Source organism: Pseudoalteromonas sp. XI10, from assembly GCF_001469895.1.
Classification (GTDB): domain Bacteria; phylum Pseudomonadota; class Gammaproteobacteria; order Enterobacterales; family Alteromonadaceae; genus Pseudoalteromonas.
The window spans coordinates 60,721-80,188 of record NZ_LOPY01000045.1 but is presented as its reverse complement, the minus strand read 5'-3'; the positions used below and the strand labels follow the sequence as shown (position 1 = coordinate 80,188).

Here is a 19,468-nt window from a genome sequence, read left to right as displayed (position 1 = left end):
TAGTATCTAAAAACATTAGCGTAGTTTCAAAAAAGCAGCTGTGATAGCGTATACCACTGTAGATTACACTAAAGATAGGCTTGCGAACAATGGTTAACCCACTGATTGATGAGATTTTTTACCTTCTTTTGGAACAACCTGTTTGGAAGGTTCATACGCTTGCCAGCGCACTTAGTGAATCAGGAAAAATAGAGCAATTAGACAATGACCCACAAAAAGATCTGTTTAAACGCAACTTTTTAGTTATGAATGGTCTCTATCAACTACAAGCACAACTTGCACCAGAGCAACAGCTGCAGATTGCGTCACTTCACATTGAACTTGTTAGTAAGCAAACAGGTAACGCATTAGAAAGTCATGACCCACTACGGGATTACTATTTAGATTGGCAAAACTTTGATACAACGAGCGATGAAATAGATGCGTTGTTAACTGATTTTTGGCAGCGTTTTTCGTCATTTAGCCCAAAGAAGGGCATTCACTCATTACCTCAGCAGCAGCTATTACAATTACTAAAGGCATGGCAGCTACCTACTGATTTTTCAGAAAAACAGTTACAAAAGCGTTGGCGACAACTGGCATTAAAACACCACCCAGACCGCCAAGGCTGTGCAACTAAGTTTAAGAAAATACAACTCGAATATGAGCAACTTAAAGCAAGCTGCTCATAACTCAACAACTTACCTACTCAAACGTCGCGCACGGATCTTGCGCTTTTTAATATTACCTTCAGTCAATTTACGTAACGCAGGTTTTGCAGCAGCTCGCTCAACAGCAATAAAGGCAACATTATCAAGTACGTTAATTTTACCTACCTGATGACCGGCAATTCCCTCTTTACCTGTTAATGCTCCTAAAATATCACCGGCACGAATTTTTTGCTTCTTGCCAGCATCAATCATAATAGTTGCCATGGTTGGCTTATAAGCGGGCTTTTCTAGCAAGCTAAATGGCGGAATTGGTTCAGGGTCAAAGTCGCGCTCGTAGTGGTCGCCAATTTGTGCCACTTTAAATTGCTCAGCTTCACCATAAATAGAACATGCAATACCCTTTTTACCTGCCCGACCAGTACGGCCAACACGGTGTACATGGGTTTGTGGGTCATGCGCTAGATGGTAGTTCACGACCATATCCATATCGTTAATATCTAAGCCACGCGCAGCAACATCCGTTGCCACCAAGATACAAGCGCTTTTATTAGCAAAGCGAATTAAAGTACGTTCACGCTCACGTTGGTCTAAATCACCATGTAAGGCGACCGCACTAAACCCTTCAGCATAAAGGTCGTCACAAATCTGCTGTGTTTCAACCTTGGTGTTACAAAAAACCACACAGCTTTCTGGTTGGAACTTCAACAACAACAGCTTCAATGTATTAAAGCGCTGTTTATTATTATCTAGCTTGTAAAAGTATTGCTTGATTGTGCTTTTTGTTTGCTCTTCTTCTACCTTAATCATTTCTGGGTTGCTAAGCACTCGCTCAGCTATCGCAGCAATTGATTTTGGATAAGTCGCACTAAACAATAATGTTTGGCGTTGGTTAGGAATGCACTCAACAATAGCATCAAGGGTATCTTGGAAGCCCATATCTAGCATTTGATCAGCTTCATCTAACACTAGGGTCTCAACATCATCTAAGCGCAATGTGCCTTTGCGAATGTGGTCATCAACACGACCTGGGGTACCAACGATGATATGTGCGCCATGTTCTAATGAGCCAATTTGTGGACCAATAGAGACACCACCACATAATGTTAAAACTTTAATGTTATGAATACCACGGGCAAGCTTACGAACTTCTTCAGCTACCTGCTCTGCTAACTCTCGGGTTGGACATAAAATGAGAGACTGAATACGAAAGCGTTTCACATTTAACTTAGCCAGCACACCTAAACTAAATGCAGCCGTTTTACCCGACCCCGTTTTGGCTTGGGCAATAATATCTTTGCCTTGCAAGATCACTGGCAAACTTTGCGCTTGCACTGGCGTCATTTGCGTATAACCTAAAGTTGATAAGTTATCGGTTAACTCTCGCGGCAAAGCCAAAGATGAAAAAGCAGTAGCAGTCACAGTAATATTCCAAACTTGATAATTGAGGGACATCCTCGAAGATGCTGTGGATCATAGCAGAGAATGTGCTGTTTCTCTAAACGAAAACACTGTTCAGCATATTTAATTCATATTTGCTTACAGTTTGCTGCTTTCTAACTCTCTGCATTTGTTCTAGTTTATTGATAGCAACCTTCAGGAAGAAACTATGCTTCTATTTAATACCGCTGCAGCTGATGTTTTCTATAAAAAACAAAAAACGTGCCCTCACTGTCATAGTGAACATTATTCTTTAAGCAATCACAGTAAAGTTTTGCGCTTTACTATTTTGCCCATCATGCCACTTTCTATTAATTATCAAAGACAATGTGATGACTGTGGCTATGTTACTCCTGCACCTTGGTATTCATTGCCCGCCTTAGAGTTAGCGTCGTTTATAAAATACTTTATTGGCCTATTCATTATCGTTTACCTATTAACAAATGCATTAATCGGTGCGAATGAGCAAACTGAAAATGAGCAAAATTACTTAAACGAGCCAAAGTTATTTGATACCTATTTTGTCTATTCAGATAAATTTACTGGCAAACCAAAACGTATTAACAACTTAAAAGTAGCTCAGCTCGTTGAATTTGATGATAAGAACATGACTTTTAGAGTTGCTAACTACACTTACAAGTACAATAAAGACATCGAAATTGCCATGCGTACCAGCATGCTAGTTCAAGATGATTACTTTTCTAGTAAAACCCTGACTTTCAGTAAGTCACAAATAAAGCAGCTTTATGATGAAGGCAGCATTTATAAAATTATGCGACCTGAGCTTTATAGTTTATTTGGTGGTTTTGTTATGCACCCGCCTAGACCTAAGCCTTTATATACGGGCGTTAAGCTAGATAAACATAATCAGGAAGGGATCACTTACTTCAAAGATGGCTTATACGAGGAAGCGTTGAAAAGTTTTACCCTGTCTGCTGAAGATGGTTATGCATGGGGACAATTAAACTTGGGTCAGATGTATCGTGATGGCCAAGGGACAGAAGTGAATAACGAAAAAGCAGCTTACTGGCTCAACAAAGCTACCTTACAAGGGAATCCTAAAGCAAAGATTGAGCTCGCAGAGCTATGCTTGAGTTACGATTGTAGTAAATTGAATACTCAATAATCTATTACCCATAAATATCACACATAAGAAACCAGCCTAATAATATGGTTCTCACTATTTACTTTGATTTTGTTATGTTATAACATTTTTGTACTGACGTAGTATTTATACTCTTTTAAAGCCGAGTTACTCTCCCTGCTCTGCTTTTGAGATTACGCAGCCTGATGAAAGAATCATCTTTTGAGTTTGTATAACTTGAAGGAAGACCTTGCACACTAGCACGCTTACGTTCCCGTGCTAAATCCTTGCCGGCGAGCTTGCTCGCCGGCACTTTTCTTTTAAAGCTTTAAATGATCATCTAAGAAAGCCAATACTTTTTTATAGTAAAGAGTGCGGTGCTCTTCTTTATAAAAACCGTGGCCTTCATCATCTAGAATAGTGATTTCATATGGGTGCTTAGCTTTTTTCAACGCTGCTTCTAATGATTCTGCTTGCTCAATTGGAGCTCGTTCGTCTTCACCACCATGCACAATAAGCACAGGTGCTTTTAGTTTATCGACATTATAAGTAGGCGAGAATGCTTTTAACTCGGCTTCATCAGTACCAATCACTGTTTTAAGGTAATTAACACCATAGCTTCGGGCTTGCGTGTCACCTTCTTCATACATAAGAGGCAAGTCGTAAACCCCCATCAGGCCAATCGCACACTTGAACATATCCGGCTCGATAATCGCGCTTTGTAGTGCTGAGTAACCACCGAAGCTGGCTCCCATAATACATATGTTATCTTTATCAACTGTGCCGTCATTAATTAATAATTTCACACCATCAATAATATCGTGTTGAATATTTTTTCCCCACTGGCGATAGCCAGCTTCTCTAAAATTCTGTCCAAAACCTGGTGAGCCACGAAAATTCACCTTTAGCACTGCCATACCTCTATTAGCTAGCATTTGCGCTTCAGGGTCGTAACCCCAATAATCTCTTGCTTGGTAAGGACCACCATGCGGCATAACAACTAAAGGCAAGTTTTTCTCAGCTTTGCCATTTGGCACCGTTAAATAAGCAAGAATTGTTAAACCATCACGGCTTTTAAAACGCAGAGGTGTGGTTTGTGCCATATCATCTTGGTTGATCCAACCACGAGTAGAGAATAGCGCTCGTAATTTATTAGTATTCGCGTCATATAGATAATATTGCCCAGGGTTTATATCGCTCGATGCGAAAATAATATTTTTTGAATCATCTTCTGTACTGCTAACTAGCTGTACTTGACTGCCTGGCAGTGCGCCCAATAAATCTTTAAGACGCTGTGATTTAGGCGAATTACTATCAACAAACGCATAGCTTGGGTAGTCAGCCTCGGTTTCTATGGCAAATAACTCTTTAGAGATTTCATCAACCCAAATATGCGACGGTGAAACATGCTTATCTTGAAAGATTTTCGTCACTTCTTTGGTTTTCAGATTAATTTTAATAAGGCTCTCTGCTTCTCCACCCTTTGATGCAGTGGCATAGACAGACTCGCCAGATTTATCAAATGCCTTTAATGTAATATCGGTGTAGTTAATACCTTCTAAATCGAGCTCTTTCCAAAAACCGCCTTCAGGCTCTCGCACATGGACTGTCGCATTGAGGTAATCGTCACTTGATACAGCGATACGAACGTTACCATCATGGTCCGTTAGAAATTCACCCATAGGTGCTGGTGAACGAGTAATTAAAGTACGAAGGCCGCGATAAACATCGACTTCATATACAACGGTAGTTGGTTCATTGGTTGCAGTCCACGGGTAAGTGACAACCAAAACTTTTTTATCATCATGAAGTAGGGGATCTAAAAGGTATGACGTTCCTTGAACTGGTGTTTGCTTTTTTAACCGAGTACCAGTTTGCTGTTCACCATGATAACCAATTACGTATGCGCCACGGCTACCATCGACGTTCACGGCAAATAACTCACCATAATAAATAGGGGTATCTTGCCAACCTTTTAAATACTCTTTTTCAAGAATAACTCGTTCATTGTTAACCCAATGGTATTCGCCAACCTGTGCATTACCCGGAAAAGCAACCGCATGGGTTACTGCAAACTTGGTTGTATCAACAATGATGAGTGAATTTTTACCTTCGTGTTTTTTTATAGCTGCGACGTAGTTGCCATCAGGGGAGATAGTTACACGACTAAAGTCATTACCTTTACTAAAGTCTTCTACTGATAATTTTGCAGGTTTAGCGAAGCTGGTAAATGATAGCGTAAATAACGCTAGTCCCAGCACAAAAGTGAGATATCGAGACATGATTAACTCCATTTAACGATTTAATTGTTATTTTTAGCTGAGCAATAATAAAGCAAAGACCCTATATTTGCTACAAAAATTTAACAAAACAACCCAATAATGGATGCTATTTAGCGACGAATTTTATGCCAAAGTTCAACCACTAACACAACGATAACCCCGGCAACAACGCCTAATAAACCATCAAATATAATCGGCGTAGCCAGCTCACCCGTTTTACCAACTAAATTCGTAACAAACTCAGTGCTACCTTGCTGGGCGTGATGTAAAACGGGGATCCCATGTACCAATATGCCTCCGCCAACTAAAAACATAGCAACCGTTCCTGCAAAGGCTAAAAAGCGCATTAACTTAGGCGCTGCAGCAAGTAAAAACTTACCTACTAGCTCTTTAAACTTACCGCCACTTTGCTGCGCTTTTTGCAGTAAATACAAACCAGCATCATCTAGTTTAACAATGCCTGCAACTAACCCATACACGCCAATGGTCATAATAATTGCTATTACACTAAGCACTAAAGCTTGATTCACCAGTGTTGCGCCAGCAACCGTGCCTAGCGTTATCACGATAATTTCTGCTGAGAGGATAAAATCAGTGCGGATCGCCCCTTTCACTTTTTGCTTTTCGTATTCTTGTAAGTCTTGTTGTTCAGCCAGAGTTTCATCTTCTTGTTGAGCATGACCAAACAGCTTTTCGATAATTTTCTCTGCACCTTCAAAGCACAAAAACAGCCCGCCAACCATTAACAGCGGAGTAATTAACCAAGGCAACCAAACACTAATCAATAATGCTGCGGGCACTAAGATAGCTTTGTTAATAAACGAGCCTTTTGCCACAGCCCAAACTACAGGCAACTCTCTATCGGCAGTTACCCCTGTGACTTGCTGAGCATTAAGAGCTAGGTCATCACCTAACACCCCTGCTGTTTTTTTTGTTGCGACTTTACTCATCGTCGCAATATCGTCTAAAAGTGTTGTAATATCATCAAGTAAGGTGAGTAAATTAGTGCCTGCCATGGTAGCTCCTTGCCCATTAAATACACTATCAACATAACTTATCCTGCCATTTTCACCAACGGTTAATTTTTCTTTGTTAGGCTTATAGCTCATTCAAAAATAGAGGTGTTTCTATGATTAAACCACTTCTCTCAGGGCTCGCTTTAGTTACCTTGTGCGCGTGTGCTGAGCAAAGTGCACCGAGCAATTATCTGTGCGATGAAACCCTTAGCGCCAGTATTGTTGAATACAATGATGAGGAAGCAAGACTGACATTTAAGGAGAGTGAATTTTTACTCAATCGCCAAGTAAGCGGCTCAGGGGTTAAATACAGTGCCGATAATGTGCTGTTTTGGTCTAAAGGCGATGAAGCAATGCTGATTTTAAAAGGAAAAAAGTACCAATGTAGCTTAACCCAGCAATAGCAAAAGCTTTGTTTGCTAAATTAGCTTAATCAGTGGTTTTGAGTATAATAGCGACAGTTTATTCAGCGTTTAAGCGGCTAAAATGAAATACAAAGATCTTCGCGAATTTATCGAGTTATTAGAACAAAAAGGTGAATTAAAACGGATCAAACAAGAAATTGATCCTTACCTTGAAATGACCGAAATTGCCGACCGTACTTTACGTGCCAAAGGCCCAGCTCTGTTATTCGAAAACCCTAAAGGCCACACTATTCCCGTTCTTGCCAACCTTTTTGGTACACCTAAGCGTGTTGCAATGGGCATGGGGCAAGATGATGTTAGTGAACTGCGCGAAGTTGGTAAGTTATTAGCTTTTCTAAAAGAGCCTGAGCCACCGAAAGGCATTAAAGAGGCACTAGGGCAAATCCCAGTATTCAAACAAGTACTGAATATGCCAGCTAAAGAAGTAAAAAAAGCGCCTTGTCAGCAAGTTATACTTGAAGGCGATGATGTTGACTTAACTAAGCTGCCTATCCAACATTGCTGGCCGGGTGATGCTGCTCCCTTGATCACATGGGGCCTAACGGTTACCAAAGGGCCTTATAAAAAGCGCCAAAACTTAGGTATTTACCGTCAGCAGCTATTGGGTAAAAACAAAATTATTATGCGTTGGCTATCGCACCGCGGTGGCGCATTAGATTTTCGTGAGTGGTGTAAAGAGCACCCAGGCGAACCTTACCCTGTATCGGTGGCATTAGGTGCCGATCCTGCGACAATCCTAGGCGCTGTAACACCAGTACCAGACACCCTAAGCGAATATGCGTTTGCTGGTTTACTACGCGGTAGTAAAACTGAAGTTGTTAAATCGGTTTCAAATGACCTACAAGTGCCTGCTACCGCAGAGTTCGTACTTGAAGGTTATATTATGCCGGGTGAAACAGCACCAGAAGGTCCTTATGGCGATCACACAGGTTACTACAACGAAGTAGACGAGTTTCCGGTGATGACGGTCACTCACATTACACATCGTGAAAACCCAATTTATCACAGCACTTACACAGGCCGTCCACCTGATGAGCCAGCAGTACTCGGGGTTGCATTGAACGAAGTGTTCGTGCCAATTCTGCAAAAGCAATTCCCTGAAATTGTAGATTTTTATCTACCACCTGAAGGCTGCTCTTATCGTATGGCTGTGGTCACGATGAAAAAACAATATCCAGGTCATGCCAAGCGCGTGATGATGGGGGTGTGGTCTTTCTTGCGCCAATTCATGTATACCAAGTTCGTGATTGTTTGCGATGATGATATAAACGCACGCGACTGGAACGACGTGATATGGGCAATTACCACGCGTATGGATCCAGCTCGCGATACGACGATGATCGAAAACACGCCAATTGATTATTTAGATTTTGCATCACCAGTTTCTGGCCTTGGCTCAAAAATGGGCATGGATGCAACCAATAAATGGCCAGGCGAAACAGATCGTGAATGGGGTGAACCCATTGTTATGGATCCAAAAATCAAAGAACGTGTTGATGAATTATGGGACAGCTTAGATATTCTCTAGGCTGTGTCTATGTTAAACTGCTCAAAATTTAACGGTTATGAGTGCGTTTCATAACCGAATTTGCTTCTGTGCTTATAAAGGTAAACTATGCAAACACTACTCGCTGACGTTGTTGCGATCAGCCCGCTTACAGACCACGTACATAAGGTCATTTTGAAACCACAGCAACCTGTGTCATTCGAGGCAGGCCAATATATGCAACTAGTATTAGGCGAAAAAGATAAGCGTGCCTTTTCTATTGCAAGCCGCCCGTCGCAAACTGAACAGATTGAACTACACATTGGTGCCGCGGGTGCTGATTCGTATGCAATGCAAGCGCTTGACCATTTACGTCAAGCTCATACAGAGCAACAGCAAGTTAATGTTGAAGTGGGCTTAGGTGTATCACAGCTGCGAGTTGAGGGTGAGCGCCCAATTATTCTACTTGCTGGCGGTACAGGCTTTTCTTATGCCAAATCAATGGCTGATCACCTTGCTGAAATTGGCTGTGAGCGTCCTGTATTATTTTACTGGGGTGTACGTGAGCAAGCTGCACTTTATGCTCATGATGAAATGCAAGCATGGGCAAACAGCAACCCACATTTCCAATACATTCCAGTAGTTGAAAATGCGCCACAAAGCTGGACTGGCAAAACTGGTTACGTCCACAAGGCTGTTATGGAAGATATCGTGTCTTTAGAACCATACGATATTTACATGGCAGGACGCTTTGACATGATTGGCGTAGTTCGCGATGATTTTATTAATCATGGTGCGGTACGTGAGAACATGTACGCCGATGCATTTGCATTCATTAAATAACTAACTCATACAGGTTATTTTTAAGGCATCCACTTGGATGCCTTTTTTATTTGTTTTTCCTATCGCCTTAATCCGTCTAAACGATTTCACAAACTGCATTTCCTTGACCATACTCTGATTAGAATAACGATGGGGAGAGACCCAAATGCTAAATACAAAAGTACAAGACTTTATGCAACGTAAGTTGCCACACATTACGCCTGAAACTGAAATGACCACCGCGATTAGCGAGCTGCAAAAGTTTAAATTACTAGGCGCACCTGTATTCGATGACAACAAAAGCCTAGTTGGCTTTATTTCTGAACAAGAGCTGCTGCAACCGCTCATGCAAAACAGTTATTTCTGTGATGGTGTAGTGAAGGTAAAACAGCTAATGCGCACCGATGTTGTTACCGTAAGTAGCGATCAAAACATCATTGAGCTGGCAGATGGTATGCAAACTGGTAAGCCAAAGAACTACCCGGTTATCGAGGATGGTAAGGTTGTTGGCATGATCAGCCGAGCAGACGTGCTCAAGGCATTGTATGAAAACTATGTCTCATGCCAAGAGCACCAAGTGTAAGTAAGCTGCTTAACGATTAGCAGCTAACTGTTTTAAAGCAGCTTTATCTGCATCACTTAAATAAGCAATTTCAAGCGCATTAGCTTGCGCTTTTTCCATATCGGCTTGGCTTAAGCCTGCCGCAGGTGCTGCTACTTGATACTCATACGCTATTTCAATACCTTCAACTGCTGGATCATCAGTATTAATTGATGCCAAAATACCATGGTCTAAGAAGGTTTTTAACGGGTGTTTTGCAAGCTCAGCAACAGTGCTGGTTTGAATGTTACTGGTTAAGCAAGACTCAATACCAATGCGCTTATCACGTAAGTAATCCATTAGTGCAGCATCTTCAATCGCTTTTACACCATGACCAATACGCGTTGCACCAAGCTCGTTAATTGCTTGCCAAATGCTTTCGCTACCTCGCGCTTCACCGGCATGAATCGTGGCAGCTAAGTATGCATCATGAACTTGTTTAAAGTGATCAACAAATAGCTCACCCGGGAAACCAATTTCATCACCAGCTAAATCAACAGCCACTAAATCATTTTTAAAAGCAAGTAGCGCATCAAGCTCTTGCTGACAGATTTTGGTGCCATATGTACGCGACATGATGCCGATTAAGTTAGCTTTAATTGGTGCGTTATGACACGCACTTTTTACACCATCAACCACCGCTTCAACAACACCTTGCGGGTGTAGGCCTTGGCTTTGCGCCATATAATATGGGCTAAAACGAAGCTCAACGTAATCGAGGTTTTGGGCAATCGCATCTTCAACATTTTCAATAGCAATACGACGACAAGCATCGTAATCACCCAATACTTTTACACCCCAATCTAGCTTTTGTAAAAATGCTACTAAATTTGGTTCAGGGTCGATAACCTGTACGTGCGGAATAAGCGCTTCAATGTTGTCAGCAGGTAATTCAAGATTAAACTGACGACCAAGGTCTAAGATCGTTTGTGGGCGAACATTACCATCTAGATGACGGTGAATATCAAGCAAAGGGAGTTTGTTATTGATCATAATTAGCACTCAGGTTCAGTAAATTTGCGCGGATCATACGTACCCGCGGCGATATTTCAAGTTTAGATGATTTTATTTACTTTTTAGAGGTCAAATGTCTGCTTTAATGGCTGCTAGCATTATGCAAAAAATGCCACAAAGTCTTAAAAAGTTTTTCTGCATCAATTGGTTTAGTTAAATAACCATTCATACCACTGGCTAAACCTTTCTTAAGGTCATCATCATGGGCATTTGCCGATAAGCCAATAATCGGTAAATCGGTGATCAGCAACTCATTACGAATAACCTTAGTCGCTTGTAAGCCATCCATATTCGGCATTTGAATATCCATGAGCACAAGGTCATAGCTTTTTTCACTGATCATCTTAATAGCCTCGTGGCCATCTTTAGCTATATCAGGTTGGCAGCCTTTAGTTTTTAAAATCGAACTCGCCACATGTTGATTCAATGGGTTATCTTCAACCAATAAAATTGCATCATTGGCAAATGAAACAGCAGTCACATCGATATCAGCTAACTCATCATCACTATGAATCACCTCTTCAAGAGGGGACTCAAATGGCAGCGAAATTGTAAACGTTGAACCTTGCCCCTCAGAGCTAGTTAGGCTTATCTCGCCTCCCATCATAACAATGAGTTTTTGACAAATGCTTAAGCCTAAACCTGTGCCACCAAAACGACGAGAGGTTGAGCTATCGGCTTGTGAAAATGGTTTAAATAGGCGCTGCTGAGCCTCTTTACTGATGCCGATGCCTGTATCAATAACACTAAAGTAAGTAAATTCACCCTGCTGCCAAATACGTAATGTAATCGTGCCTTCTTGAGTGAACTTCACCGCATTGTTTAACAAATTCAACAATATTTGTTTTAAACGAATTGGGTCGGTGTGGATCAGTAAGTGTTCAGAAGCATCAAGCTCAACTCTAAATTCTAAAGAGCGTGAGTTAAGCTCAAACTGCAATAAGTTAGTCAGCTCACTAACCAACGCATTCACATCAATAGGCTCTTGATGTAGCTCCAATCGCCCAGCTTCTATTTTAGAAAAATCTAAAACATCATTGATTACCCGTAATAGTACATTCAGTGCACCATCGGCTTGATCAATATAACCACGGGCTTGTTGCCAGTCAGGCTCTTGCATTGCTAAATAATGCAAACCCTTAATACCATTAATAGGCGTGCGTATTTCATGGCTCATATTCGCCAAGAACTCACTTTTAATTTGGCTGGCTTTATCGGCTTTTAATTTTTCTTCGCGAAGGCTTTGAGTTTGCTTTGCCACTTGCTGACGAATTTGAATATTAGTACCAGTTACAGAAATCAAAAAGGTGATCAATAACCAAACAAACAGCATACCGACTATTTGCGCCAACCAATAAGGCAACCATGACGACTGTGCAACTGACTCCCATAATTTTACCTGCCAAACGCGCTCACCAATAATAAAGTTGAAGCTCGCAATAGCTGTTGTACCTACACGATGTGGGCTGTAAATTTCGACAGGATTACTGCCGTCAGTAACGTCATAGAAGCTGGCATCGATATCAGTGTTCTGATTAAAATTAAGTGTTTGTGCTAACACTTCTAAATTGACCACGGCGACAACATAACCTCTAAATCCGACCTGGTGATTAATGTCTGAATAAACTGGGTTGAAGAATAAAACGCCCTTTTCGTTACCATCACCTTGCATCAGGGTAATAGGCTCACTGACGGTGACATTCTTAATTAACCGAGAGTCAGTTAACGCTTGTTTACGTAACTCGTTTGAGGCTAAATCAAAGCCCTGTGCAGGTTCGTTCCCTGTTAATGGGTGAATATATTGCACTGGGAAATACACCGTTCGCTTACTCACCGGCTGCCACTGCCCTGCAGCACTTTTTTCTTTCACGTAATAGTCAGCGCCGAGTTCATCACGTAGTAAATTTTGATAATTATTTAGTTGTGAGTGAATAACCTTAGGCGCCCACTCAAGGGCAAGAATTTCTTCGCTGTATTGTAGTTGCCTTGATGTGAAGCGTTTAAATTCGTCAAAATCAACCATGTCACTACTAGCAAAAAAAGTTGCGAGTAAGGCTAAGTGCGACTTAATTTCATCGACTTTATGTTCAAGGTTCGTGTGAATAGCACTGACTTTAGCTTGCTGGCGCTGTAAGTCTTTGTCTTTTTTTACACTGGCTGCACCATAAAAGCTGAAACAAATAACCACGTAAATTAATAGCGACGGCACAATGATTTGCAGCCGTTGGCGAGTATGATGGTAACTAAATGCCGCTAAAATTAATGGCGTGAATATCAGTACCCCAATGCTATCGCCAATCCACCATGCGATAAAATTATTAAGCGCCGCATAACTCGGAATAACATTGTTAATGACCAGTAAGCCGGTGCCAATTGATGCAGCAATCAAGCTACACAAAGGGCCGCCAATCATTAAACCAAGCATACTTTGCTTTAATGACGATAATTCAATCGGGCGTTTAACGACATGAATAATAATGTAATAGGCAAGCCAAGCTTGGAATGTAGATGCAGTTGTTACGCCAATTGCCTGCAGCATCATTTGCCAGTGAAAAATATCAGTGGCTTTATCAAGGTGAATAAGGTTTACAAAGAATGCCCCTAGCAGAACCCCTGGCAAGGCACGATTTCTAAGTAGCAAGATACTGGCAAGCGCAATACCTGAAGGCGGCCATGCTGCAACCGCATAGCCATCGATCGCCAGCAATGAATTACTTAAGTACCCTGTAAGAAAGTAAGCAAGTGCAATGCTTATTGTCAGTGTAAATAAGTTCTTCAAGCCATCGCTCCTTTGCTGGCTGGAGTAAAATTATTGATAGAGTACCAATGCTTTTTCTGGTTGGGCACTCTTACTGTAGCTGAGCACCGCTTGCTGCAAATAAGCATGGCGATTATCTGCATTAAGCGCTTTATCAAACACTCGCGCGGCTAGGTCGTATTCACCGTGAGCATTTGCTAAACATGCAAGGGCTAGTAATAAATCTGTATTTTCGGTGTCTTTTTTTAATACATCCTGCAAACTTGATTGCAGCTTGAGTGCATCGCCAGCGCTACTAGTACGTAAAATACGTGCTAAGTCTTTATGCTGCAGCGGTTTTTTGATCATTTTAATTAAGCTTAGCTCAATTTTGTTTAATTCACCTGCCTTCGCCATCGCTGTTAAATAGCTTACCTCAGCATGTGGTTTCAGGTTTTTGGCTAGTTGCTCATAACGCTCAGTTAAATCCCCGTTTGACTGAGCTGCAAAGTAACGGTCGAACAATTGTTGCCACTCTTGCTCAGAAAGAGCTTTTTTACGTAATAAACGTGGCATAAAGTCACTAAGTGCCGCCCACTTTTGCTCTTGCACTAAAACATGGGCATACATTTTAAGCTCTAAACGAGAGGCTTTTTTGCGTTCAGCTAACGCTTTAAGGTCAGCAAAGATAGTGCTGGTTTCGCCGCTAGCAATCCATAAATTAGCCACTTTCAGCTGCTTATCTTGGCTTATTTTATCAAGATAGCTAATTGCTTTTTCATTTTCATTATTCGCCAGTGCCGCTTTAGCTAGAAGCGCAAAACGTATATCGCTCCACTTTTCTGCAACACTGTTGCTATCAAGTGCAAGCTCAAGCTCCGTATAATCGTTATTTATTAAGCTCCATACACCTTGCTCAATAGCCGCTTGTTTACGCTCTTCACTGCGCGCAAAGAAACCATGGCGTGTATGGCTATATAAAGATATTACGTAACGGCAAAGCTTATAAAGTAAAAACAGTGCAGCGAATGCCAGTATTAAAAGTGCAGTAACGCCCCAAATAGTCCCTTCAATGGTTGTTTTATTAAAGGCAATTAGTACATAACCCTTTTGATCTATAAAAAAAGGGGCAACCCCTAAGCAGACTGCTATTGCAATAATAATTAATAAAAAGCGGATCATTGTGCCCACTCCTTCACCTGCTCAGTACTTTGTAGTGACACTTTTGGACTAAAATTGAGCTGCTCTTTAGAAAGCTCAGCAAGACTTTTTAAGGCCGCTTTTGTTTGCGCATCATCTTGTTTAAAGTAATCTTTTACCAAGCTATGAGCAGCATCAACAGCACTAAAATACACACTGCTTTGCTTACTTAATACCGCATCTTGTGCTTGAGCTAAATATAAACTCAGGCGCTGTTTTACTAGGTGGCGCTCTTGCTCACTTAAAAATGGTGCGATAACCATATCTTCACGTGTGCGCACTTCTACAAAGAAGTCTTTAAACTGCTGCCACGACTTGGCAAGGTTTTGACGCCACTCACTCACATTTTCACTTAATTGATTTGGGTCTTCTTTGACGACCTCTTCAGGGAGTGAAATAGCATTAAATACCAGTTCATCAACTTTTTGATTAATGCCATGCAGTTTTAAATAAATTGCTTCAACAGCCACAGGTTCTATGGCATTCAAGGTTTGTAAATCTTGGTGAATTGCTTGGCGAATAGCGCCTGTACCCGGGTGTTCTGAAAGTAAGCTATCTAAGCGAGATAGTACAGCTGCAGCCCCCTGGTAATCGTGCTCTGCCCATAATTTAAATTCGGCCATACGCTGCAGGCTTGTAACTTCTTGCGGATTAAGCGTGAAAGTTTGCTGCTCGGCGCGCTTTAAAGCCGCTTGTAATTGCTGCTGTGTTTGCTCTGCACTTTCATTTAGTGCATCAGTGACCTTTTGTTCACTGTTATAAAGCGAGTGCTGCATTGTTTGTTGGGCACTTTTTAATGCATCAATTTGCTGCTGTAAGCGTAGGTTTTCATCTGTCAGCTCAGTCAATGCCACAGCCGATTGCTGATCGCTATTTAATTTTAGATAAAACTCATAGCCAACTGCACCAGCCACTAAAAGTGAAATAAGTAACGCTAAGCTACCTGTTTTGCTGATGCCTCTTTTAGCTTGTACAGGCGCTTTCGCCCCAGTATTTGCCGTTTGCGCTTTTTTCTCTGGCTTTGCAGTCACTGGCTTTGCGGGTTGTTTTGATTCTGCTTCACTCATTTTGCTACCTTGCTGATTAATGCAGGTGAACATAGCGCTGTCGCTCGCCCCTGCAGCAATATGTATCTGTGTTCTTGCGACATTTTGTTGCTTTAAATAATCAGCGATACGCTCACTGGCAACGAAAAATTGTCGCTCTTTCAACCATGCAAGCTGAGGCTCATTTAGGCCATTAAAAATGGCATCCACCGCTGCATTACTGGTAATGACTATACCTTCTACATCAATTGTTTGCCAGTGGTCCATCCACTTGCCCGGTTCGCTCTCAATTGCGCTTCGCTTGTAAACAACCAACTGATTTAATAAAGCACCACGTTGTTTTAAGGTTTTCGCTATGGTCGTGCGCCCACCTTCACCTTTCACTAAAACGATGTTACTTAGTTCAACATCTTGTAGTGTTTTTAATTCAAGCAGACCTTCTGAATCATGCTGTTTGGGCACTGCGGCTCGTCGCCCAAAGGCTTCATAAACCGCATCAGCCGTTTGCTGACCGACCGCGTAAAGTTGCGCTGCTTTGTTGATGGTTGGTGTGAGTTTTAACAAGGCATGCACGGCATCTTGCGAGATAAAAATGATTTTATCGGCATTTTCTAGCGGCGCGAGCTCACTACTATTTACTGTGAGGTAATCTAAGGTAAGGACTGGACACAGGGTTGTTTGATAACCCGCCTGCTGAAGCTCAAGAGCAAGCTCGGTGCCTTTTCCTTCTGGACGAGTTATCAAAATATGCATATTAAGCGTCTCTATATACTTCAGCTAAAATTTTATCAGCACCTTGCTCAAGTAGTTTTTCAGCAAGTGTAATACCTAAATGCTCTGCGTCAGCTACTGGGCCTGTCACTTCATCACGTAGCATTTGGCTGCCATCAATAGCGCCCACTAAACCACGTAAATGCACTTGCTCACCATCGACCAATGCAAATGCACCAATTGGCACTTGGCAACCACCTTCTAAACGGCGATTCATAGCACGTTCAGCATTAACACGAATACGTGTTTCATTATGTTCGAGTGGCGCTAACAGTGCTTTTGTCACTTCATCATCAATACGGCACTCAATACCTACAGCACCTTGCCCATTTGCAGGTAATGATACCTCTGGCTCGATAAAAGCTGTAATACGCTCAGGCATTTCTAAACGAATTAGACCCGCTGCAGCTAGGATGATTGCATCATATTGACCATCATCTAGTTTTGCTAAACGCGTATTAACATTACCGCGTAAATCACGAATGTCTAAATCTGGGCGAGCTTCGCGAATTTGGCATTGGCGGCGTAAACTTGATGTACCAACAATAGCGCCTTGTGGTAACTCATCTAAGCTTTTGTAGTTGTTTGATACAAACGCATCGCGCGGGTCTTCACGCTCACAAATTGTGTGTAACGCTAAACCTTCAGGAAACTCAACAGGCACATCTTTCATTGAATGCACCGCAATATCGGCACGACCATCAAGCATGGCTTGCTCAAGCTCTTTTACGAATAAGCCTTTACCACCAATCTTGGCCAGTGGTGTATCAAGGATAATATCGCCTTGCGTCGACATAGGAACCAACTCTACCGTTACGTCGTCATGGAAGTGCTCTAGTTGAGCTTTTACAAATTCAGCCTGCCATAGAGCAAGTGCACTTTTACGGGTAGCGATACGAACTAGTTTTGTTGTCTGTGTCATGAAAAATCCAATTAATTATCAGGCTGATACTAAATATTACTCAGCTAAAATTCTAAATTCTTTTTGGGCCAGTAAGTTGCCATCTGCGTCAATGACTTCAACACGCCAATCACCCAGTTGTTCTGGCATAATGTTTTTCGTTGAATAAGTACGAAAACGTGGACTACTTACCGCCAATTCAATCGAAGCAAGCTGTTGACCTTGGTAATACCATTGGTGACGAACAGTTTGCCCCTGCATATTTCTAAGCTCGCTAAAAAAGCTCAGGCTATTGCTTATTTGCGCTAATTTTACATCGTTCTTTAAAACGTTTACTGGTTCTCGATCAACAACATCGGTTGTTAATACCGCGCGGCTTACTTTATCTGTGTCTATTTTAGCGCCAATTGCGACACTGGCAATATGCGCTGACTGCGAAAACTGCTGCTGAGCATCAGGAGCTGCAGCAATCTCTACTTGCTGTTCAGTTTGTGGGGCTTCTTCACCATCAAGGGTGACAGCTGGTGTTTCAGGTTGTTGCTCATCAACAAGCTCTTCACTGTCGATCTCAGTCTCTACAGTTGTAACGTCAGGTTCTACAATGTTTGAACTCACAACCTCTGCTTCAGCAGTTTCGGTGTTATCAGCCTGCGGTATTTGCTCATTCATTGACGAAGCATCGACTTCTTTTGGCTCTTCTTGCTCAGCGTCATTTAAAGGAGCTTGTAATTCAGCATTTGTAAACTCTGCTTGCGGTTCATCTTGCGGTGATTGTTCAGCATTTACAGCACCAGTAAAGCTATACACTAAAATAGCCAATGCTACTAAGATAACACTGCTAACCATAAAAATGCGTCGCCAATGCCATTGATAAGTCACTGCTGTAGGAGTTGAATCTGCCGATTCAACGGCATTCATATTTGCTGTAATTACAAGTTTCTTTGTCATGTTGGCCTCTAAAACCAAAAATTAACTCAAGCGAGCAATTAACCACTCACGAATAGCCATTAACTCTTCACCACAAACTTGGTGCTCCATCGGATAGTCTTGCCAGCTTACTTCCATGTTGTTAGCGCTAAGCACGTCAAATGCTTGTCTGCCTGCGCTATGCGGTACCACATCGTCAAATCGACCATGTGCCATAAAAATATTTAACCCCTGCTGCTTGGCTTCATCAGCAAATTTTGCAGGCACACACATATAGGTTGAAAGTGCCATTACACCCGCTAATTTATAATCTAGACGTGGCGCTAAGTGCAGCGATACCACACCCCCTTGCGAAAAACCGGCAAGAATGATTTTGTTTGGGGCGATACCATTTGCTATTTCTTGATCAATAATTGCAGCCACTTTTGCAGCAGATTCGCAAACCCCTTGCTCGTCAGCACGCTTATCTAAATCCATCGATTTAATATCGTACCAAGAGCGCATTGCCATACCACCATTTAAGGTGACCGGTTGCACAGGCGCATGTGGAAACACAAATCGCACGCCAAGCTCTTTTGGTAGAGCAAGTTGCGGTGCAACTGGGGCAAAACCATCACCCGAATCACCTAAACCATGTAGCCAGATAACCGTTGCTTTGTGATCGCCTTGCGCTGGGTACTCAACAAACTCTAAACTCATAGTTCAGAACGCCATTCAATTGTTTGACCTGCTTGGCGAGTTGCCGCATCACACATAAATTGCCAAAACTCTGCACCCGAGCGGTTATCAATCCACTTATCGTCGCGTAGTTCAAAATGGTGACCATTAAATTTAGTCGCTACCCAAACTTGGTGTAATGGTGCTTGCTTGTTGATCACAATTTTACTGCGATCAGGAAAGATGATTTCTAAAATACCTGACGCTGATTCATAGTCTAAATCGGCATCACATTCATCGATTTGCTCTTCAATAGTTAGCATTAATGCATCGGCTAGTGTGTGGTATTCATGATCAGTCATTTTAGTGTCCTTTAACTGGCTTTAAGCCTAGATCTGGGGGCAGATTGTGT

17 protein-coding genes are annotated in these 19,468 nt (G+C 41.9%); 6 read left to right on the top strand and 11 right to left on the bottom strand.

Features of this window, described 5'->3' with window-relative positions:
• The first annotated feature begins 89 nt into the window (after positions 1-89).
• Positions 90-671 carry a DNA-J related domain-containing protein gene (locus AUR67_RS11785; protein WP_058585410.1) on the top strand — a complete coding sequence of 194 codons (582 nt, stop codon included), beginning with the start codon at positions 90-92 and terminating at the stop codon, positions 669-671.
• 9 nt (positions 672-680) lie between these two features.
• Here AUR67_RS11785 and dbpA read toward each other — a convergent pair whose 3' ends face one another.
• Positions 681-2,069, bottom strand: coding sequence for an ATP-dependent RNA helicase DbpA (dbpA, locus tag AUR67_RS11780; RefSeq protein ID WP_055199234.1), 1,389 nt, complete (start codon positions 2,067-2,069; stop codon positions 681-683).
• A gap of 187 nt (positions 2,070-2,256) precedes the next feature.
• Here dbpA and AUR67_RS11775 point away from each other — a divergent pair, with 187 nt between their 5' ends.
• Positions 2,257-3,213 (top strand): tetratricopeptide repeat protein, encoded by a 957-nt coding sequence (locus AUR67_RS11775; protein WP_055199235.1) that lies wholly within the window; start codon positions 2,257-2,259, stop codon positions 3,211-3,213.
• 278 nt (positions 3,214-3,491) lie between these two features.
• On the opposite strand, the gene AUR67_RS11770 is transcribed toward AUR67_RS11775, so the two are convergent.
• A complete protein-coding gene (locus AUR67_RS11770; protein WP_058585409.1) occupies positions 3,492-5,453 on the bottom strand; it encodes an alpha/beta hydrolase family protein in 1,962 nt (653 codons plus the stop codon).
• Between the two features lie 110 nt (positions 5,454-5,563).
• Positions 5,564-6,469 carry a DUF808 domain-containing protein gene (locus tag AUR67_RS11765; protein WP_058585418.1) on the bottom strand — a complete coding sequence of 302 codons (906 nt, stop codon included), beginning with the start codon at positions 6,467-6,469 and terminating at the stop codon, positions 5,564-5,566.
• A 113-nt stretch (positions 6,470-6,582) separates the two neighbouring features.
• Here AUR67_RS11765 and AUR67_RS11760 point away from each other — a divergent pair, with 113 nt between their 5' ends.
• The 4 genes from AUR67_RS11760 to AUR67_RS11745 all read left to right on the top strand — a co-directional run bounded on the left by AUR67_RS11760 (position 6,583) and on the right by AUR67_RS11745 (position 9,785).
• A complete protein-coding gene (locus tag AUR67_RS11760) occupies positions 6,583-6,873 on the top strand; it encodes an MliC family protein (protein ID WP_058585408.1) in 291 nt (96 codons plus the stop codon).
• A gap of 82 nt (positions 6,874-6,955) precedes the next feature.
• Complete coding sequence (gene ubiD / locus AUR67_RS11755; RefSeq protein ID WP_058585407.1) at positions 6,956-8,422, top strand: 4-hydroxy-3-polyprenylbenzoate decarboxylase; 1,467 nt, start codon at positions 6,956-6,958, stop codon at positions 8,420-8,422.
• An 87-nt stretch (positions 8,423-8,509) separates the two neighbouring features.
• A complete protein-coding gene (fre, locus tag AUR67_RS11750) occupies positions 8,510-9,223 on the top strand; it encodes an NAD(P)H-flavin reductase (RefSeq protein ID WP_058585406.1) in 714 nt (237 codons plus the stop codon).
• Positions 9,224-9,368: 145 nt separating this feature from the next.
• Positions 9,369-9,785 (top strand): CBS domain-containing protein, encoded by a 417-nt coding sequence (locus tag AUR67_RS11745; RefSeq protein ID WP_058585405.1) that lies wholly within the window; start codon positions 9,369-9,371, stop codon positions 9,783-9,785.
• A gap of 9 nt (positions 9,786-9,794) precedes the next feature.
• Here AUR67_RS11745 and add read toward each other — a convergent pair whose 3' ends face one another.
• The 8 genes from add to cyaY form a co-directional block, all read right to left on the bottom strand.
• Positions 9,795-10,796 (bottom strand): adenosine deaminase, encoded by a 1,002-nt coding sequence (gene add, locus AUR67_RS11740; RefSeq protein ID WP_058585404.1) that lies wholly within the window; start codon positions 10,794-10,796, stop codon positions 9,795-9,797.
• Positions 10,797-10,899: 103 nt separating this feature from the next.
• Positions 10,900-13,596 carry a CHASE domain-containing protein gene (locus AUR67_RS11735; RefSeq protein ID WP_058585403.1) on the bottom strand — a complete coding sequence of 899 codons (2,697 nt, stop codon included), beginning with the start codon at positions 13,594-13,596 and terminating at the stop codon, positions 10,900-10,902.
• 30 nt (positions 13,597-13,626) lie between these two features.
• Positions 13,627-14,736, bottom strand: a complete 1,110-nt coding sequence (locus AUR67_RS11730; protein WP_058585402.1) for a heme biosynthesis protein HemY — start codon at positions 14,734-14,736, stop codon at positions 13,627-13,629.
• Positions 14,733-16,553, bottom strand: coding sequence for a uroporphyrinogen-III synthase (locus tag AUR67_RS11725; protein ID WP_058585401.1), 1,821 nt, complete (start codon positions 16,551-16,553; stop codon positions 14,733-14,735). Before AUR67_RS11725 ends, AUR67_RS11730 begins: the two co-directional genes overlap by 4 nt.
• A 1-nt stretch (position 16,554) precedes the next feature.
• Entirely contained in the window at positions 16,555-17,493 is a 939-nt protein-coding gene (hemC, locus tag AUR67_RS11720; RefSeq protein WP_058585400.1) for a hydroxymethylbilane synthase, read from the bottom strand.
• Between the two features lie 36 nt (positions 17,494-17,529).
• Positions 17,530-18,420, bottom strand: coding sequence for a DUF2914 domain-containing protein (locus tag AUR67_RS11715; RefSeq protein WP_058585399.1), 891 nt, complete (start codon positions 18,418-18,420; stop codon positions 17,530-17,532).
• 21 nt (positions 18,421-18,441) lie between these two features.
• Complete coding sequence (locus AUR67_RS11710) at positions 18,442-19,098, bottom strand: alpha/beta hydrolase (RefSeq protein ID WP_058585398.1); 657 nt, start codon at positions 19,096-19,098, stop codon at positions 18,442-18,444.
• Complete coding sequence (gene cyaY / locus AUR67_RS11705) at positions 19,095-19,418, bottom strand: iron donor protein CyaY (protein ID WP_054554661.1); 324 nt, start codon at positions 19,416-19,418, stop codon at positions 19,095-19,097. Before cyaY ends, AUR67_RS11710 begins: the two co-directional genes overlap by 4 nt.
• Between the last annotated feature and the right edge of the window lie 50 nt (positions 19,419-19,468).

What these genes read in the sequence shown, in the direction of transcription:
- AUR67_RS11760 (WP_058585408.1), top strand. Translation starts at nt 6,583, where the DNA reads ATGATTAAACCACTTCTCTCAGGGCTCGCTTTAGTTACCTTGTGCGCG.
- AUR67_RS11730 (WP_058585402.1), bottom strand. Translation starts at nt 14,736, where the DNA reads ATGATCCGCTTTTTATTAATTATTATTGCAATAGCAGTCTGCTTAGGG.
- AUR67_RS11775 (WP_055199235.1), top strand. Translation starts at nt 2,257, where the DNA reads ATGCTTCTATTTAATACCGCTGCAGCTGATGTTTTCTATAAAAAACAA.
- fre (WP_058585406.1), top strand. Translation starts at nt 8,510, where the DNA reads ATGCAAACACTACTCGCTGACGTTGTTGCGATCAGCCCGCTTACAGAC.
- add (WP_058585404.1), bottom strand. Translation starts at nt 10,796, where the DNA reads ATGATCAATAACAAACTCCCTTTGCTTGATATTCACCGTCATCTAGAT.
- AUR67_RS11725 (WP_058585401.1), bottom strand. Translation starts at nt 16,553, where the DNA reads ATGCATATTTTGATAACTCGTCCAGAAGGAAAAGGCACCGAGCTTGCT.
- AUR67_RS11710 (WP_058585398.1), bottom strand. Translation starts at nt 19,098, where the DNA reads ATGAGTTTAGAGTTTGTTGAGTACCCAGCGCAAGGCGATCACAAAGCA.
- hemC (WP_058585400.1), bottom strand. Translation starts at nt 17,493, where the DNA reads ATGACACAGACAACAAAACTAGTTCGTATCGCTACCCGTAAAAGTGCA.
- AUR67_RS11715 (WP_058585399.1), bottom strand. Translation starts at nt 18,420, where the DNA reads ATGACAAAGAAACTTGTAATTACAGCAAATATGAATGCCGTTGAATCG.
- cyaY (WP_054554661.1), bottom strand. Translation starts at nt 19,418, where the DNA reads ATGACTGATCATGAATACCACACACTAGCCGATGCATTAATGCTAACT.
- AUR67_RS11770 (WP_058585409.1), bottom strand. Translation starts at nt 5,453, where the DNA reads ATGTCTCGATATCTCACTTTTGTGCTGGGACTAGCGTTATTTACGCTA.
- AUR67_RS11745 (WP_058585405.1), top strand. Translation starts at nt 9,369, where the DNA reads ATGCTAAATACAAAAGTACAAGACTTTATGCAACGTAAGTTGCCACAC.
- AUR67_RS11765 (WP_058585418.1), bottom strand. Translation starts at nt 6,469, where the DNA reads ATGGCAGGCACTAATTTACTCACCTTACTTGATGATATTACAACACTT.
- ubiD (WP_058585407.1), top strand. Translation starts at nt 6,956, where the DNA reads ATGAAATACAAAGATCTTCGCGAATTTATCGAGTTATTAGAACAAAAA.
- AUR67_RS11785 (WP_058585410.1), top strand. Translation starts at nt 90, where the DNA reads ATGGTTAACCCACTGATTGATGAGATTTTTTACCTTCTTTTGGAACAA.